The 15,931-nt window shown below is 38.8% G+C and carries 15 protein-coding genes; 3 read left to right on the plus strand and 12 right to left on the minus strand.

Features of this window, described 5'->3' with window-relative positions; translation table 11 throughout:
* Positions 1 to 135: 135 nt before the first annotated feature.
* The 7 genes from PQ456_RS18830 to PQ456_RS18860 form a co-directional block, all read right to left on the minus strand.
* Positions 136 to 642: a hypothetical protein gene (locus tag PQ456_RS18830; protein WP_273613629.1), complete on the minus strand. Its 507-nt coding sequence runs from the start codon at positions 640 to 642 to the stop codon at positions 136 to 138.
* Between the two features lie 190 nt (positions 643 to 832).
* Positions 833 to 2,521, minus strand: a complete 1,689-nt coding sequence (locus PQ456_RS18835; protein WP_273613630.1) for a glycerol-3-phosphate dehydrogenase/oxidase — start codon at positions 2,519 to 2,521, stop codon at positions 833 to 835.
* Between the two features lie 227 nt (positions 2,522 to 2,748).
* A complete protein-coding gene (locus PQ456_RS18840) occupies positions 2,749 to 3,720 on the minus strand; it encodes an ABC transporter substrate-binding protein (protein WP_273613631.1) in 972 nt (323 codons plus the stop codon).
* Positions 3,721 to 3,920: 200 nt separating this feature from the next.
* Positions 3,921 to 5,414 (minus strand): glycerol kinase GlpK, encoded by a 1,494-nt coding sequence (glpK, locus tag PQ456_RS18845; protein ID WP_273613632.1) that lies wholly within the window; start codon positions 5,412 to 5,414, stop codon positions 3,921 to 3,923.
* Between the two features lie 48 nt (positions 5,415 to 5,462).
* Entirely contained in the window at positions 5,463 to 6,284 is an 822-nt protein-coding gene (locus PQ456_RS18850) for an MIP/aquaporin family protein (protein ID WP_273613633.1), read from the minus strand.
* A gap of 207 nt (positions 6,285 to 6,491) precedes the next feature.
* Positions 6,492 to 7,052, minus strand: coding sequence for a glycerol-3-phosphate responsive antiterminator (locus PQ456_RS18855; protein WP_273613634.1), 561 nt, complete (start codon positions 7,050 to 7,052; stop codon positions 6,492 to 6,494).
* Positions 7,053 to 7,089: 37 nt separating this feature from the next.
* A complete protein-coding gene (locus tag PQ456_RS18860; RefSeq protein WP_420540675.1) occupies positions 7,090 to 7,683 on the minus strand; it encodes a DJ-1/PfpI family protein in 594 nt (197 codons plus the stop codon).
* Positions 7,684 to 7,969: 286 nt separating this feature from the next.
* On the opposite strand from PQ456_RS18860, the gene PQ456_RS18865 reads away from it, so the two are divergent.
* Entirely contained in the window at positions 7,970 to 8,923 is a 954-nt protein-coding gene (locus tag PQ456_RS18865) for a bile acid:sodium symporter family protein (RefSeq protein WP_273613636.1), read from the plus strand.
* Positions 8,924 to 9,160: 237 nt separating this feature from the next.
* Here PQ456_RS18865 and PQ456_RS18870 read toward each other — a convergent pair whose 3' ends face one another.
* From PQ456_RS18870 to PQ456_RS18880, 3 genes are all read right to left on the minus strand, one after another.
* Positions 9,161 to 9,589: an RrF2 family transcriptional regulator gene (locus tag PQ456_RS18870; protein WP_273613637.1), complete on the minus strand. Its 429-nt coding sequence runs from the start codon at positions 9,587 to 9,589 to the stop codon at positions 9,161 to 9,163.
* A 255-nt stretch (positions 9,590 to 9,844) separates the two neighbouring features.
* Positions 9,845 to 10,774 carry a manganese-dependent inorganic pyrophosphatase gene (locus tag PQ456_RS18875; protein WP_273613638.1) on the minus strand — a complete coding sequence of 310 codons (930 nt, stop codon included), beginning with the start codon at positions 10,772 to 10,774 and terminating at the stop codon, positions 9,845 to 9,847.
* Positions 10,775 to 10,910: 136 nt separating this feature from the next.
* Positions 10,911 to 11,810, minus strand: coding sequence for a LysR family transcriptional regulator (locus PQ456_RS18880; protein WP_273613639.1), 900 nt, complete (start codon positions 11,808 to 11,810; stop codon positions 10,911 to 10,913).
* Positions 11,811 to 12,005: 195 nt separating this feature from the next.
* On the opposite strand from PQ456_RS18880, the gene PQ456_RS18885 reads away from it, so the two are divergent.
* Positions 12,006 to 12,449 carry a rhodanese-like domain-containing protein gene (locus PQ456_RS18885; protein WP_273613640.1) on the plus strand — a complete coding sequence of 148 codons (444 nt, stop codon included), beginning with the start codon at positions 12,006 to 12,008 and terminating at the stop codon, positions 12,447 to 12,449.
* Between the two features lie 12 nt (positions 12,450 to 12,461).
* On the opposite strand, the gene PQ456_RS18890 is transcribed toward PQ456_RS18885, so the two are convergent.
* Positions 12,462 to 13,130, minus strand: a complete 669-nt coding sequence (locus PQ456_RS18890) for an O-methyltransferase (RefSeq protein WP_273613641.1) — start codon at positions 13,128 to 13,130, stop codon at positions 12,462 to 12,464.
* A gap of 141 nt (positions 13,131 to 13,271) precedes the next feature.
* Here PQ456_RS18890 and PQ456_RS18895 point away from each other — a divergent pair, with 141 nt between their 5' ends.
* Positions 13,272 to 14,171, plus strand: a complete 900-nt coding sequence (locus PQ456_RS18895; protein WP_273613642.1) for a LysR family transcriptional regulator — start codon at positions 13,272 to 13,274, stop codon at positions 14,169 to 14,171.
* A 26-nt stretch (positions 14,172 to 14,197) separates the two neighbouring features.
* Here the strand turns inward: PQ456_RS18895 and PQ456_RS18900 are convergent, their stop codons facing one another.
* The gene (locus PQ456_RS18900; RefSeq protein ID WP_273613643.1) at positions 14,198 to 15,493 is read right to left on the minus strand and encodes an MFS transporter; all 1,296 of its coding nucleotides are present in this window, start codon (positions 15,491 to 15,493) and stop codon (positions 14,198 to 14,200) included.
* Positions 15,494 to 15,931: the final 438 nt, after the last annotated feature.

The following is a 15,931-nucleotide window of genomic DNA, read 5'->3' on the forward strand; positions in this document are numbered from 1 at the left end:
TATGCAAAAAATCCTAACGATACACAACAAAAAAAGCGATCAAAACAGAAATTACTGTTCAAATCGCTTTGTTTAAAAATCGTTGTATCACATATACGACTTCATCATATATATGAATAACTTCAATATGTTATATTATTTTGTTTTCGGCTTACGATCGACCAATAACCATGCTCCGCCTAATAAAACAGCAAGTGCAACCAAAGGCTGTACAAATACCACATGATGGAGTACAGAATCTAACGAAAAGACAGCGAAAAACAACAATCCGATTACTGTCAAAATATTGATCGGAATCAACAACCATTTGTTACGAGAACCTAACCAGTAAAACTCAAACAATCCTAACGCTACTGCAAGTATGTAACCCGGCCACATCACAGCCCAAAGATCAAACAATGTAGCGATTTGACTCACTACACCTGCTCCTAGCAAAATTCCACCTGGAATCAATAACCCTTTGTGTTTGGAATTCATTAACGAAAAGTGTAACCAGTGAAAAAATAGCCCTAACGGAATAACAAACAAAGTCGGCCAAAATGTAGCAAAAATAGTTCCTACCCCTGTAGACCCGCCCGGATTCAAAAATAAATAAACACCTAACAACAATAATACCGGTGCAAGAACTGCTTTTTTAATCATGATCCTTACACACCCCTTTTCTATTCGATTATCCTTGATTACACTGTATCACACCTTGCTTTGCAACTCATCCGCCTATAGAAGAAAATAAACCTAGACTAAAGTCGTAGATGACTTCAATCTACATATAAAAAGACCCTTCCACAAAGGAAGAGTCTTGAATACATTATATTCTACATTAAAGTTGCTATTAGACTGCAAATTCGCTTTTCGTTGGAGCATCGACAGGTACAACAGCATCATGTAAATGTCCTTCTAATTCGTCAGTGTAACGACGTTTTTGGTCGGCTGTCCAGTTAAAACGTCTGGACATATATTCGATCACAGGTTGTTTCCATTCATGTACCCAATTGATATTGAAGAATAAAGCTCCTGTACGACGGATAAAGAAATCGACCGGTTTGACTGTCATTTCTTCTTGAATAGCATACGCAATACGAGCGCGAATATCTGCTGGTAATTTCAATTCATCTGCGATAGAGTCTGATTGACGTACCAGATCGAATAATTTGCTTACATTGGAACCGTAGAAGCCTGCTAGATATTCCGCTTGTTCTATTGTTAATCCAGCTTGTCTACCTTTGTCTCCTTGTTGCAAAATAAAAGCAGGTAAGTTCGCTGAACCGCCTACATCCCCACCAGAGATTGCCATATGTTTGGTCTGACAAGGTTTGAATTTTTTGCCTTGTTCTTTGCCGATCAATTCAGCAGCTAGATCTATAACCATTTCCGCCATTTTGCGGTAACCTGTTAATTTACCACCCGCAATCGTAATCAAGCCACTATCTGATTGCCATACTTCATCTTTACGCGAAATTTCAGAAGGATCTTTACCTTCTTCATAGATCAATGGACGTACACCTGCCCAGCTTGATTCGACATCAGCGGCTGTAACTTTCACAGTTGGGAACATATAGTTAATCGCTTTTAATACATAATCACGATCTTCCAGTGTCATTTGTGGGTGGATCGGATCTGCTTTGTAGACGGTATCGGTTGTACCAACATACGTTTTGCCATCTCTCGGAATCGCAAATACCATCCGACCATCCGGTGTATCAAAATAAACAGCTTGTTCTAACGGGAAACGCTCATGATCGATAACCAAATGAATCCCTTTAGTCATTTGTAGCACTTTACCTTTTTTGGATTTATCCAATTGACGAAGTGTATCTACCCATGGACCGGCTGCATTGATTACTTTGCGAGCGAAAATACTATATTCTTGACCGCTAATCGTATCGGTGACTTTTACACCTTTTAGCTTGCCATTTTCATAAATAAATTCAGATGCTTTGGTATAGTTAGACGCATAAGCACCACGTTTTACTGCTTCTTTGATTACTTCAATCGTTAAGCGAGCATCATCGGTACGGTATTCTACATAATAACCGCCACCTTGTAGACCATCTTTTTTGATCAAAGGTTCTTTGCCCATCGTTTCTTTAACACTTAACATTTTACGACGTTCATTTCTTTTGACGCCTGCTAAGTAATCGTATACACGTAGACCGATTGAAGTACTGAAGCTACCGAATGTTCCGCCTTTGTGAAAAGGAAGTAGCATCCATTCTGGTGTAGTGACATGCGGTCCATTTTCATATACGACAGCACGTTCTTTCCCTACTTCTGCAACCATCTTCACTTCAAATTGCTTCAAATAACGCAATCCACCATGAACCAGTTTCGTAGAACGACTGGATGTTCCTGCGGCATAATCCTGCATTTCTACCAGCCCTGTTTTCATTCCGCGAGTAACAGCATCTAAAGCAATCCCTGATCCTGTAATTCCGCCACCGATTACCAGTACATCTAATACGTCACTGCTCATATGTTCTAATGCATTTGCTCTGTTTTGTGCTGAAAATGTTGTATTCATCGATATATCCTCCCTTATTTGAACGCGCTATACTGTTTATTTTTACCAATCATAAGCCATAAAAAAGAGACCACGAATAATTACACTAAAACGGCTGTATACCGCGTGTACTCGTGGTCTCTCCAAAGTCTCATGACATTATTATTAACTTGTTAACTGTATTGTACCATATTAGCTTTAGGGTAGCAAAGAATTTAGACAATTTTTTAAACATTAGTAATGATGGGTTACGATTGAGTTAGGCATTTTACAATATAATCAAGCTGTCCATTCATCGAAATCGGATCGTTGAAATAATAAGCAATCGGATCAATTTTGAATACGTGATTATTTTTCACTGCCGGCAAGTCTTTCCATAGACTGCTGTTGTATACGTTACTTCCATCTTTGTCACCATCTCCACCCCACGGTGAAGTGAAAATATAATCGCCTGCGAAATCAGGCAGATTTTCAAGAGAAAGACTTGCAAAACCTTTGCCACTATCAATAGCTTCTTTTTGTAACATCGGTGTACCTTTAAGACCTAATGCTTGATAAATAATCTCTCCTCCACGACCATACGTATCACCCATCGCATAGATCCCTTTAGCATATGGTTGTAGAATAGATACTGTTTTGTCGCCGACTGCGGCTTGTACTTGTGGTTTTAGCTTGTTGATTTTGCTTTCCCAGGCAGCGGCTACTTCTTTAGCTTTGTACTCTGTGCCTGTCATTTTACCGAATTCTTGCAATAAATCCTTATACGTATATTGTCCGTATTTGATCGCAACAGTAGGAGCAATTTGCTCATAATTTTCTATATTTTTATCGTTATCCCAGACTACAATTAGATCTGGATTTAGAGCTAATACTTTTTCGACATCAGGGTTATTACCTAAGTTGGTTACACCTTCGGTCGTTTCTTTTAAAATTGCACTTTGAAATACATAATCAATTGTTGCAATCGGCTTGATCCCTAATGCATACAAATATCCGTAATAACTATCTGCTATCACAACTACGCGCTGAGGATGACTGGGTACTTGGACTTCACCATTTGCTGCTTTGTATGTAATCGTCTTATTCGTTGTTGCTGGTGTATCTGTAGAGGTTGGTGCAGATGTAGAAGATGTGGGTGTCGTGCTTTGACCACAAGCTGCCAGAATAGCAATTAGCACAATCGTCGTTAAGATCATACTTACCTTTTTGATACTATACATGCTGTATAACCGCCTTTTATATTATGATATGTCGCTTTTAAATGATAAAGATTATCATTATCAATTGAAATCTTAGCATAGAATGAGAAGGATTGCATCCATTTTTTTGAAAATAACATATACTAAAAACCCCTTCTCTTGAATCCAGAAAAGGGGTTTTTGCTATTACATATTTATTCGATTCTATTTGCTTACTTTATTTATTTAAAAGCCATGGTTGCATGAACAGCTTTTTGCCAGCCAGCATATAGAGTTTCACGACGGGACTCTTCCATATTCGGTGTAAATTGATCATTTAATTCTTCATGTGCTGCGGCAATCTCATCAAGACTTGTCCAATAACCTGTTGCAAGTCCTGCCAGATAAGCTGCTCCTAGCGCTGTTGTCTCATTCACTACAGGACGATCTACAGGAACGCCTAGAATATCGCTTTGGAACTGCATTAAGAATTTATTTTTTACTGCGCCGCCATCAACTTTCAATGATTCTACTTTAAGCCCTGTATCGCTCTCCATTGCGGTTAATACATCTTTGGTCTGGTAAGCTAGTGATTCTAATGTAGCACGAATAAAGTGTTCTTTGGTTGTTCCGCGGCTGAGACCAAATGCGGCTCCACGTACTTCACTATCCCAATATGGACTACCCAATCCTACAAAAGCAGGTACAAGATATACGCCATCTGTAGATTCTACACGTGCAGCATAAGCTTCACTATCTGCCGCATCCCGGAACATACGTAGACCATCACGTAACCACTGAATAGCAGAACCAGCTACAAAGATACTTCCTTCTAGTGCATAATGAATTTTGCCATCTACACCACAAGCGATCGTTGTGATTAGACCATGTTCAGAGCGAATCGGTTCTTCACCAGTATTCATAAGCATAAAGCAACCTGTACCGTATGTGTTTTTGATCGATCCTTTTTCATAGCAAGCTTGTCCGAATAGCGCTGCTTGTTGATCTCCTGCTGCGCCAGCAATCGGAATATTTTGACCGAAGAAATGATAATCAACGGTATGTGCATAGACTTCAGAAGAAGGGCGCACTTCTGGCAACATTGAAGCTGGAACCCCTAGAATATCTAGCAACTCTTCGTCCCATTTCAATTCATAGATATTGTACATCAAAGTACGAGAAGCATTAGAATAATCCGTTACATGCGCTTTACCACCGGATAATTTCCAGATCAACCATGTATCAATAGTCCCGAACATTAATTCTCCACGTTCTGCACGTTCACGTGTACCTTCAACATGATCTAGAATCCATTTTACTTTCGTACCGGAGAAGTAAGGATCGATCAACAATCCTGTTTTATCACGGAAAGTTTGTTCTAGATCACGCTTTTTAAGATCTTCACAGATTTCAGCACTTTGGCGAGATTGCCATACCAGTACATTATAGACAGGATCTCCTGTTTTGCGATCCCAGACTACAGTGGTTTCACGTTGGTTCGTAATACCGATCCCTGCGATTTGTACAGGCTTGATTCCAGACTCGGACAGACAAGAAGCGATAACCGCTAGAATCGAACTCCAAATTTCATTCGCATTTTGTTCTACTGTACCTGGCTTAGGGAAATACTGTGGAAATTCACGTTGTGCCATGTATACAATTTCACCTTTTTTGTTAAACAAAATTGCGCGTGAGCTTGTTGTTCCTTGATCCAGTGCCATAATATATTTTTCCATAAATAAGTTCCTCCTTGAGTGGTATACATAGTGTGAATAGTTTTAGATTTAAGCGGTTACTTTGCTAGAAACAGATTCTTGTGTTTTGCGACCTGAACGATGAGCGAAAAACAAGCAAATCACCGTAACCAGTAATAATACCCATAACATCGGGGTGCTTTGACCCTGAAATACATTTTTATAAAATAGACCACCAATTGAACCGCCTAACAATGGACCGATAAATGGAACCCAAGCGTATCGCCAATTGGAAGATCCTTTACCAGCAATCGGTAACAATGTATGCATCAGACGAGGACCTAGATCACGAGCTGGATTAATAGCATACCCTGTTGTACCTCCAAGCGACAATCCGATACTAACAACTAATAAACCGACAATCAATGGATGAACACCTTCTGTAAATTGATTGGCACCCATAGATAACAATACCATGACAAAAATAAATGTACCGATAATTTCACTCAACATATTTCCGACAGGATGTTTAATAGCCGGTGAAGTTGAAAACACGCCTAATTTAGTCGCAGGATCTGGAGTTGCTTTCCAGTGCGGTAAGTATTGTAAGTAGACCAGTAATGCGCCTGCCATAGCTCCGATCATCTGTGCCAGAATATATGATGGAACCTGACTCCATGGAAAATCGCCGTTAAATGCAAGTGCTAATGTTACAGCCGGGTTCAAATGAGCCCCACTAATATCGCCGACAGCATATACTGCCATTCCTACTCCAAGACCCCAACCTGCGGTGATAACCATCCAACCAGAACTTTCTGCAAAAGATCCTTTGAGTGCAACCCCGGCAGAAACACCAGCGCCTAATGCAATCAGAATCATCGTTCCTACCAATTCAGCTATAAATGGTGACATTCTATTTCCCTCCATTCGAAGTAGCAAGTTATTTCAACCGATAGACAACAGAAAAAGCCACTGCAAACCACCCCTTCAGATGTAGGGGTCTTTGCGTGGCTCTCCGGTTCTCCGTCACATTATTAACTTGATAAGTTCATCATATCGTAACATGTAAGCGGTGTCAACATGACAATATTCATGTCATCTTCATTATGACTGTTTTTTTTACTTGTCTGTACGGTAATGAGCAAACAACTGATCATTGGATGTCGTAACTGCTGTTGCCCCCGCAGCAAGTGCTTGTTCCACATCATTAGCTGTACGAATCAACCCACCTGCAAATACAGGAATATTGGTGCGTTCAATGACTTCTTTGATCATATGAGGAACCACGCCGGGTAAGACTTCAATATAATCAGGCTGTGTCTTTTGCAATAAAGCATAACTTTTCTCCAGCGCAATCGTATCAAGCATGAAAACACGCTGAATAGCGATAACTCCTTTTTGCTTGGCTTTTAAAATCATATTACCGCGTGTCGAAATAATACCGTAAGGCTTAATCTCCTGACACAAATATTCAGCTGCATACTCATCATTTTTGAGACCATGTACTAGATCGGCATGCAAAAACATTTTTTTTTGATGATGATTTGCCATTTTATAAATATTTTTGAGTTGAGCAATATGGGTATCCAAAAATACTCCATATTCATACGAACTGGATAAGATTTGTTCAAATTGCTTCATACTTTTGGCTGCTGGCAAAATCGCCTGACCGTGAAACATCGTTAATCACTCTTTTCTCCCTAAGTAAGTTGTTTCATTACATCTCAATATCTATATCCATTCGTTTGATGATAGTACGAGCACAGTCTATATTAACCCATTCACTTACAATATGTAATGCCAAATGGATACCTGCCGAGATTCCTGCGGATGTCATAATCGATCCTTGATCTACAAATTTCACACCTGATTTGACGATCACATCAGGATAATCTTGTTGCAATCGATCCAGATCCATCCAATGAGTAGTTGCTTCTAGACCTTGTAACAGCCCTGCTTCTGCTAGCACCAATGCACCGGTACAAATAGAAGCTAGTAATTTCACCTGTTGAGCTTGTGTTTGTATCCATTTGATAATGACAGGATCATGAATAATGATTTCTTCTGCCCCGTACCCACCGGGAATAATTAAAATATCCATTGCAGGCATATCTTGAATCGCATAATCTGGTTGTACTTTTAGTCCGTTACGAGCACTGATAAGTTCACCATCTGGAGATATCGTGTGTACTTGAAATAACTTCTGCTTATCTACCGTCTCTGCAAGTGAAAACACTTCAAACGGCCCTGCAAAATCCATTACTTCCACTTCATCAAACAACAAAATACCGACCTGATAACGTTCTGGGATATCATTATGTATTGGCATATTTGATCATTCTCCTTATGTATTGAAATGGTTGTTACTGTAAGGGATGCTAACCTCATTTTTTTGCGAATTGGATGTATTTCTCTATCATGCCTTATATGTGAAATAAAAAACAATAGCCATGTAAAATCTTTTATAGTAAAATTTGCATACTTTAGTTTTTACGCATTAAAGCGTTGATGGAGAATATTCTAAATAAACATGGTTGATATTTATTGTTTAGACAATCACCGTTTTGATCAAAACCACAAGAATAGGAGATTACATCATGAATGCTGTAGCCAAAGTTAGTAAGTTTGTAGGGGATACATTTTCGATCTGGGTGATATTATTTGCGTTACTTGGATTTTTTATGCCTGCTGTATTTACAGGGTTGAAAGGACAGATTTCGTTATTGCTTGGAATCGTGATGTTTGGAATGGGATTGACTTTGTCTTCTGCTGATTTTCGCGAAGTGTTTCGTCGTCCGTTGGATGTTGCGTTGGGAGTAGTAGGGCATTATATTATTATGCCGTTACTTGCTTATGGTCTAGCGATTGCGTTGCAACTTCCGCCTGATATTGCTGTAGGTGTGATTCTTGTCGGTTGTTGTCCAAGTGGTACATCTTCTAATGTCATGACTTTTTTATCTAAAGGAGATGTAGCGCTAGGCGTATCTATCGCTTCTGTATCGACTTTGATTGCTCCACTAGCTACACCGGCGATGATTTCGTTACTTGCCGGACAATGGATGGATATTAGTGCAAGCAGTCTTATTCTAGATATCCTCAAAGTAGTGATCGTTCCTATTGTACTAGGCGTTATTGTAAAATCACTATTTCGCAAACAAGCAGAAGCGGCTACAGTGGCGTTGCCTTTTGTTTCTACGCTTGCGATTGTATTGATCGTCTCGATTGTTGTAGGTCTAAATCGCGACAAAATTGTGGAAACGGGATTATTGATTTTCCTTGTCGTTATTTTACATAATGGACTTGGTTATTTGCTCGGATATTTGTTTGCCAAAGCGATTCGTATGAATCCTGCACAACGTAAAGCTATTGTTTTTGAGACAGGTATGCAAAATTCAGGGCTAGGAGCAAGTCTGGCTGCGGCTCATTTTAATCCTTTAGCCGCTGTGCCAAGTGCCATTTTTAGTGTATGGCATAATATTTCAGGTTCGTTATTAGCAACATGGTTTGCTCGTCGTGCTGCCAAAGAAGAACAACAGATAAAAGAGACTTAATATTTTTTTGAAAGTACATCTACTTATATTCAGCAAGTAGGATAATACTTCTGTCTATTCAGTCCATACAAAGACTCTATTTCAATAACAACTGTACGATGTTGTTGAGAAATAGAGTCTTTATGCTGAGTACTTACTGTCCTTTGATATACTTTTCAGTTTTAAGTTTATCCTGTGCTTGGTGTATTGATATAGCCGCTCTGCTTGTAGCTGAATAAGAAATTACACAACATCCGTCTAATAATCATCTGAATCTTCTATAATATCAGCTAAAGTGAATTGTTGAAGATAATCTATCACTTGTTGTTCTGCGCCTTTCATGATGTTACTCAATCGCTGATTTGCCTTTTGGCTATCTTGTATACCATCAGCATTAGACAACTCATGAATCGGTTGTTCGATACGAATAGCAAGATAGATAGCAGACAACGTTAATTGATCGGCTGGCATCCGCAAAGTATAACCACCGTCTCGTCCTTCTCGCGTATCTACAATTTTATGACTGGCTAGTGTAGCTAGTATTCTTCGTAAAAAGGTTGGATGGGAATGAACTTGAGCAGCAAGCATCGCGCTGGATAATGTTCCACCATTTGAAGCAAGCCCGGCAAGAGCATGAACAGCTACACTAAAGCGTGCGGGTCCAATCAATTTAGCTCGTGTCGTCATAAACGCCCTCCCACTTGATGTTGATGTTGATGTTGATGTTGATGTTGATGTTGATGTTGATGTTGATGTTGATGTTGATGTTGATGTTGATGTTGATGTTGATGTTGATGTTGATGTTGATGTTGATGTTGATGTACAAAAGTGTAGCCTAGCACTAGCTTGAAGGCAATATATTTATACAAAAAAAAAAGACGATTGGAATAGAACTCCAACCGCCTTTTGGATAACAATATGCTTATGTAGCATATGATTATATTATTTAGCAAATGTATCTGTTAATACAGGTACGATTTGAGATTTACGAGAAACAACACCTTTAAGCATAGCTTGATTATTCTCAAGTTTTACATTGTATGCTGCTTCTACAACATCTGTACGTTTGCCTAGAGCAAGACCTACAGAATCGTTGTTCAAAATGTCGGTTACTACGAATAAGAATAGATCCAGACCTTTTTTCTCAATGACTGCTGTTAATGCTGCTTCAATCGCTGTTTGTTGAGACAATACGTCATTCACATCTACCGCATTGACTTGCGCGATTTCGACTTTAGCATCACCCATTTGGAATTCTTTTGCATCCAAAGTGATCAATTGCTCTACTGTTTTGTCGCTTAGGTCAGCGCCTGCTTTAAGCATATCCAGACCGTATTTAGCAATATCCACTTCAGCAATACGAGCCAATTCATTCGCTGCTTCTACATCTTGTGGTGTGCATGTAGGCGATTTGAACAACAACGAATCTGAAATAATTGCAGATAACATCAAACCTGCATTTTGCTTGGAGATTGATACGCCATGTTCTTTATACAATTTATTCAAAATTGTTGCTGTGCAACCTACAGGTTCTGCACGATAGTATAACGGGCCGCTAGTCTCAAAATTAGCGATACGGTGATGATCGATAACTTCGATTACTGTAACGTCTTCGATATCATCAGCACTTTGTTGACGCTCATTGTGGTCAACAAGAATAACTTCTTTCGCTTCAGCAGCGACTTTTTCTACAAGACGTGGAGCTTCTACTTTAAAATAATCCAAAGCGTATTGTGTTTCGCCGTTTACTTCACCTAGACGAATCGCTTCAGCATCTACACCCAATTCTTTTTTCAATGCTGCATAAGCAAGCGCAGCTGTAATCGTATCCGTGTCCGGATTTTTATGACCAAAAACTAATACTTTTGACATAATGACACTCCTTCGCAATCTGTTTTGGCAAAAAAGGGCTAACCCTTTCAAGTTTCCTTCCATAGTATACCTTGATTTCAAATGAAAATGAAGTTTAATCCTATTAATTGTATAGGAATAACTGTGTAACATTTTTTCAAAGTACGGCTACGGTAGGATTGGCTCTACATAAAGTAACCCAATCTGCGGCGATACTACTCAGCGGTCGCTCTGCATGGTACAGAATCTGGCTATATAACTGCAGATCTTCTTCTTTCCAGGGGAGAATGTGCAATCCACTGTATGCTTCTTCTTGATGTAATACAAATTGAGGTAAAAAAGCGATCCCCCATTGCTTGGCAACAGCTTGCTTAATCGATTCGATATTACCCAGTTCCAGATAAATCTGACTGATCTGTTGTTGTTCTTTCATCTTTTGGATCAGATAAGCGCGGTACGTACATCCTTCTTCTGTCAAAATTAACGGTTGTTGATGCAGATCACCAGCAGAGATGGAAGAACGTTGAGCCAGTGCATGCTCTGGATAGATCACGACTTTCATTTCTACAGAAAAAAGGGGAATCGATGTGATATCACGAGCTTGATACGGTGTATCCAAAATAAGAGCAATATCTAATTCTTGCTCGCGTAGACGACGTATCAGTTGTTGTTCTTGATCTAATACAATTTTGACTTGTACATGAGGATACTGTTGTCGGAACTGTGCCATAATACCGGGTAAATAGTAAAGAGATAGACTTTCAATCGTTCCTATCGTTAGCACCGAAGGTTCAAGATCTTCTATAGATAATGCTTGTCTGGCTTGTTGTTGTAAATCAATCATTTGACGAGCATAGGGTAATAACTTCTCCCCAATTGGCGTTAATATCACAGTATTGCCTTTGCGCTGAAATAATCGTTTTCCACCATATAATTGTTCTAATCGCTGAATATGATTGGTTACACTGGATTGAGCATAATCGAGTACCTGCGCAGTACGTGTGTAATTGCCCCATTTTACCAATTCACAGAACGTTTTGAGATATAACAGCTCCATCTAATCACTCTTTCTCTACGCAAAAATACGGAATCTCTTATATAGCTTCTATCAAATAAATGTATTATCGATCAGATCGATAGTGAGTATCTATAACTCTATAACACTTGTATCTTTTACTTTTTGTACAATCAATACAGACCCTATCTCTTAGTCTTATTCAACATAACCCACTATTGAAGGAGTTGTCTACTTATGAATCGTGCTCCACGCTTTTCACTTACACTTGAAACCCCTGCGGCAAATACGACAGATGCTTATCGTCATTTTACAGCTAAAGCCGCATACGAAACCGATGTAGCTGATGTCATGATTGATTGTCAAAAAGGAAATCCGCCATTTGTAATATTAGATGTACGAGATGAAGCAACTTATGAGCAATGCCATATTTCAGGTGCAATCCATATTACAGGCAGGCAGATCAATGAGAAAACAACTGCCCATTTGGATAAAAACACAACTATTGTAACTTACTGCTGGGGACCTGCTTGTAATGGAGCAACCAAAGCAGCAGCCAAATTAGCTTCTCTTGGATTTCCAGTAAAAGAACTACTAGGTGGAATCGAATACTGGCGCAAAGAAGGTGGACCCGTTGAAGGGACATTAGGTGTAGAAGCTCCAATGTACTGGTCGATATAATCAACTCATGTACTAGATAACAATTCCAATTGCAAAACCATCATAACCTTTACTACCTACCGTCTGAATCGATGTAGCTGTGATACGAGGATCGTTAGCTAATAATTCATAAAATTGGCGAATCCCTTGTACACGGCTATCATTACTATGTTGATCTAAGATAGCTCCTTCTCGAACCACATTGTCTCCAATAATGACAGTGCCCGGATGAGACATTTGCAAAGCATATTGTAAATAACGAGCATTATTATTTTTGTCTGCATCAATAAAAATGAGATCAAACGCTTCTATTTGTTCTGTTTCCATCTGGGATAATTGTTCTGAGGCATCACCGATACGAATATCCACTTTGTCCTCTAACCCAGCGAATGTAATATTCTGCCCGGCTACTTTGGCATGATGAGGATCATATTCCAGTGTAATTAATCGTCCATCTACAGGTAAAGCACGTGCCATCCATATAGTACTGTATCCACCCAATGTACCTATTTCTAAAATGCGTTTGGCTTTGTTCATCATCACGATTAATTGAAGTAATTTCCCTTGAGCAGGTGATACATCATACTCGGGTAAAGATGCTTGCTGATTGTTACGTAATACTTGTTCTAGAATAGTATCTTTGGGGATAAGATTTTCTTCAATATACTGATCCATCTGACTCCATACTTGAATATCGCTCATACTTATTATCCTCCTATTTATAAAAATTTCTTGTGGTTTCTATAAGTATTGTAGCTTGTATATATTCATATTAATAATATATAGTTATTACTTATTCATATCTAAAATATATGAATACATACGAAAGTAGGGATTAGAAGAATGTTAAATATGCATGCTCTTTATTTATTTCATACGATTGCTGTTCAAGGTAGTGTGACTAGAGCTGCTGATCTATTAAATATTAGTCAGCCTGCGATTACAGCACAGATTAAGAAGTTAGAAAAAGAAATAGGGATCACTTTATTGATTCCACAAGGACGAGGAATTGCTTTAACGAGCGAAGCTAAAGAGTTGTTGGGATTTACACAGCGTATTTTTGCGATTACCGGACAGGTCGAACAATGGATTAACGAGTATCATCAAGGACAGCGTGGGCAGATTCGTTTAGCGGCTACTTATTTGCCTGCTCATTTTCTATTGCCTGCATGGATCGCCAAGTTCAAGCAACAATACGAGCATGTAGATATGACCATAACTACAACCAATTCTACAGATGCTTTACGTCAGTTATTACAAATGGAAGTCGATATTGCTATTTATGGGGGACTCGCTGAAGAACAGACAGCAGATATTCAAGCAGAAGAATTATTTCGAGATGAACTGTGGTTTGTCGTAGCACCCAATCATCGTTATGCCCATCAACATATTTCACTACAAGAGATGATGAAAGAACCTTTTGTCATGCGTGAGCAAGGAAGCTCGACACGAGAGCGTTTGTTAGCCTTATGTCGAACTCACAATACTCCTCCTCCGCAGATTCCTTTACAATTTAATGGATTGCCAGAAGCAATTCAAGCTGTTATTGCTGGTTATGGAGCTAACTTCGTATCTTCGTTCGTTGTACGAGATTATGTAGAACGAGGACAATTAGCGCGTGTATTTGTTAACGATGTGTATTTGCAAAATAGTATTGCTATTTGCACTCGTCTTCATGAGCCTTTATCGATAGCCAGTCAGCAGTTTATTCATACGATTCGACAGGATAGCTTTATTAAATGATTCTCATCTGTTAGACGTACAATCCTTTACTGTGCTTCTTCTGGTGGAGATATCGGCATATATAGACGAACCGCCAGAGCAAGCACCAATGTAATACCTAACATAACACACGAACCGATAATTACCGACCATGAGATCGACCATAATTGAGCGGTCAGCCCTAGAATAAACACAGACAACATTTGCATAACAGCGGCTACCAGACTATAAATACTACTAATGCGTCCCATCATATCGACAGGTACATGATTTTGATAAAAAGTCATAAATCCTGTATTCATAAATGCCATAAAAAAAGCTAATACAAAAAATCCAATCGCTGCACCTGTAAAAGAATCGGATAAGCTATAGATCACATAGCCTGCTCCGAATCCAATCGCCCCGACTGCTAACAATATCGTGACAGTTAAACGCTTCACAATCACCATATTTACAAGTGCTCCCACACCTAGTCCTATACCTGCTACACTTACCAGATAACTATATTGACTATCTGTACCTGCAAGCACTTCTTTGACAAAAGCAACTTCCATCGAGTCTAGCCCGGCTGCCAATACCATCAGAATTTGAAATAGAAAATAAATAAGCATTACATTCCAAGCTTGTCGGCTAAATGCTATCACTAATCGCCAATCGTGCTTGATCATTTGCCATGAGCGGTTAGATTTTGCCATTTTAGTAATCGGCTCTTGGTTAACTGGATGGTCTATTGTAACAGTTCCTTTTTCAAGATCAGGTAATATCCATGTCATAATACTAGAGATACCAAAAGCAACCGCAGTAACAAAAATCGCCATTTGCGGACTAGTGATCAAAAATAACAAACCTGCGATCGCTGGGCCAATCAAAAAGGCGCCTGAATGAATCAAACTTTGAATAGAATTAAAACGTTTACGATGTTCTGTTGGAATCAACTTGGTTGTATATACCATAGAAGTCGGTCTAAAAATAGAACTTGCCATATAGATTACCAGTACTACTGCATAGATCAAGCCAATATGATGTAAAAAAGGAAGCGTAAAAATAAGCACTGCTCGAATAAGATCGAAAGTAATCATTAATCGACGTTTATTCAGCCGATCCACTACACTTCCTGCCCAACTATTCGTACATAAGGTTGCAAATGGCTTGAGGATATACAGACCTGCGATTGCAAGCGGAGACCCTGACATATCGAGCATAGTAAGATTGAGTGCAATTAAGAAAATCCAGTCTCCAATATTAGCAATAGCTACACCGGTTAATAAAATCGAAGGATATTTCCAAAAGTGAATATGGTTTTTCCATTTAGAGTACTTGCTAGAATGAGGATTAAAAGTCATTATAATGTCTCCTTAAAGGCAAAGACACGAATCAGGTCATAATCAATCTATGTATATCATTCTCTTTATCTAACTTATATACTTTGGGATAACTATTGATAGGTCAATCTAGTATATACATAGCTATGGCCTGATCCAGTGTCTATTCCTGATATTTTGGGATATTGTTATTGCTTTTTTATGATAGGTTTGGAGAGGAATTAATATTAGTCGCTGTCGTTGCAATACACTCATAATCAATTCTCCTTTCGTATGGTTTTACATAATTTTACTGATTATACCATGCGCAAATCATTTTTTTGGAAAAAGCTTCATTTTTTAAGTGATCAATGTTTATTTTTATTGTGGTGTCACTTTTCTACAAGATTTAATCTGGATATTTCTGCCCTTGATATAGTCATAACAGCAGTTGTCAGTCTTTTTAAAACATGATAAAGT

This window comes from Paenibacillus kyungheensis (genome assembly GCF_028606985.1).
GTDB classification, from domain to species: Bacteria; Bacillota; Bacilli; order Paenibacillales; family Paenibacillaceae; genus Saccharibacillus; species Saccharibacillus kyungheensis.

Excerpts from the sequence above, each read along its gene's own strand:
- PQ456_RS18830 (WP_273613629.1), bottom strand. The coding sequence starts at position 642 with ATGATTAAAAAAGCAGTTCTTGCACCGGTATTATTGTTGTTAGGTGTT.
- PQ456_RS18835 (WP_273613630.1), bottom strand. The coding sequence starts at position 2,521 with ATGAATACAACATTTTCAGCACAAAACAGAGCAAATGCATTAGAACAT.
- PQ456_RS18840 (WP_273613631.1), bottom strand. The coding sequence starts at position 3,720 with ATGTATAGTATCAAAAAGGTAAGTATGATCTTAACGACGATTGTGCTA.
- glpK (WP_273613632.1), bottom strand. The coding sequence starts at position 5,414 with ATGGAAAAATATATTATGGCACTGGATCAAGGAACAACAAGCTCACGC.
- PQ456_RS18850 (WP_273613633.1), bottom strand. The coding sequence starts at position 6,284 with ATGTCACCATTTATAGCTGAATTGGTAGGAACGATGATTCTGATTGCA.
- PQ456_RS18855 (WP_273613634.1), bottom strand. The coding sequence starts at position 7,052 with ATGTTTCACGGTCAGGCGATTTTGCCAGCAGCCAAAAGTATGAAGCAA.
- PQ456_RS18865 (WP_273613636.1), top strand. The coding sequence starts at position 7,970 with ATGAATGCTGTAGCCAAAGTTAGTAAGTTTGTAGGGGATACATTTTCG.
- PQ456_RS18870 (WP_273613637.1), bottom strand. The coding sequence starts at position 9,589 with ATGACGACACGAGCTAAATTGATTGGACCCGCACGCTTTAGTGTAGCT.
- PQ456_RS18875 (WP_273613638.1), bottom strand. The coding sequence starts at position 10,774 with ATGTCAAAAGTATTAGTTTTTGGTCATAAAAATCCGGACACGGATACG.
- PQ456_RS18880 (WP_273613639.1), bottom strand. The coding sequence starts at position 11,810 with ATGGAGCTGTTATATCTCAAAACGTTCTGTGAATTGGTAAAATGGGGC.
- PQ456_RS18885 (WP_273613640.1), top strand. The coding sequence starts at position 12,006 with ATGAATCGTGCTCCACGCTTTTCACTTACACTTGAAACCCCTGCGGCA.
- PQ456_RS18890 (WP_273613641.1), bottom strand. The coding sequence starts at position 13,130 with ATGAGCGATATTCAAGTATGGAGTCAGATGGATCAGTATATTGAAGAA.
- PQ456_RS18895 (WP_273613642.1), top strand. The coding sequence starts at position 13,272 with ATGTTAAATATGCATGCTCTTTATTTATTTCATACGATTGCTGTTCAA.
- PQ456_RS18900 (WP_273613643.1), bottom strand. The coding sequence starts at position 15,493 with ATGACTTTTAATCCTCATTCTAGCAAGTACTCTAAATGGAAAAACCAT.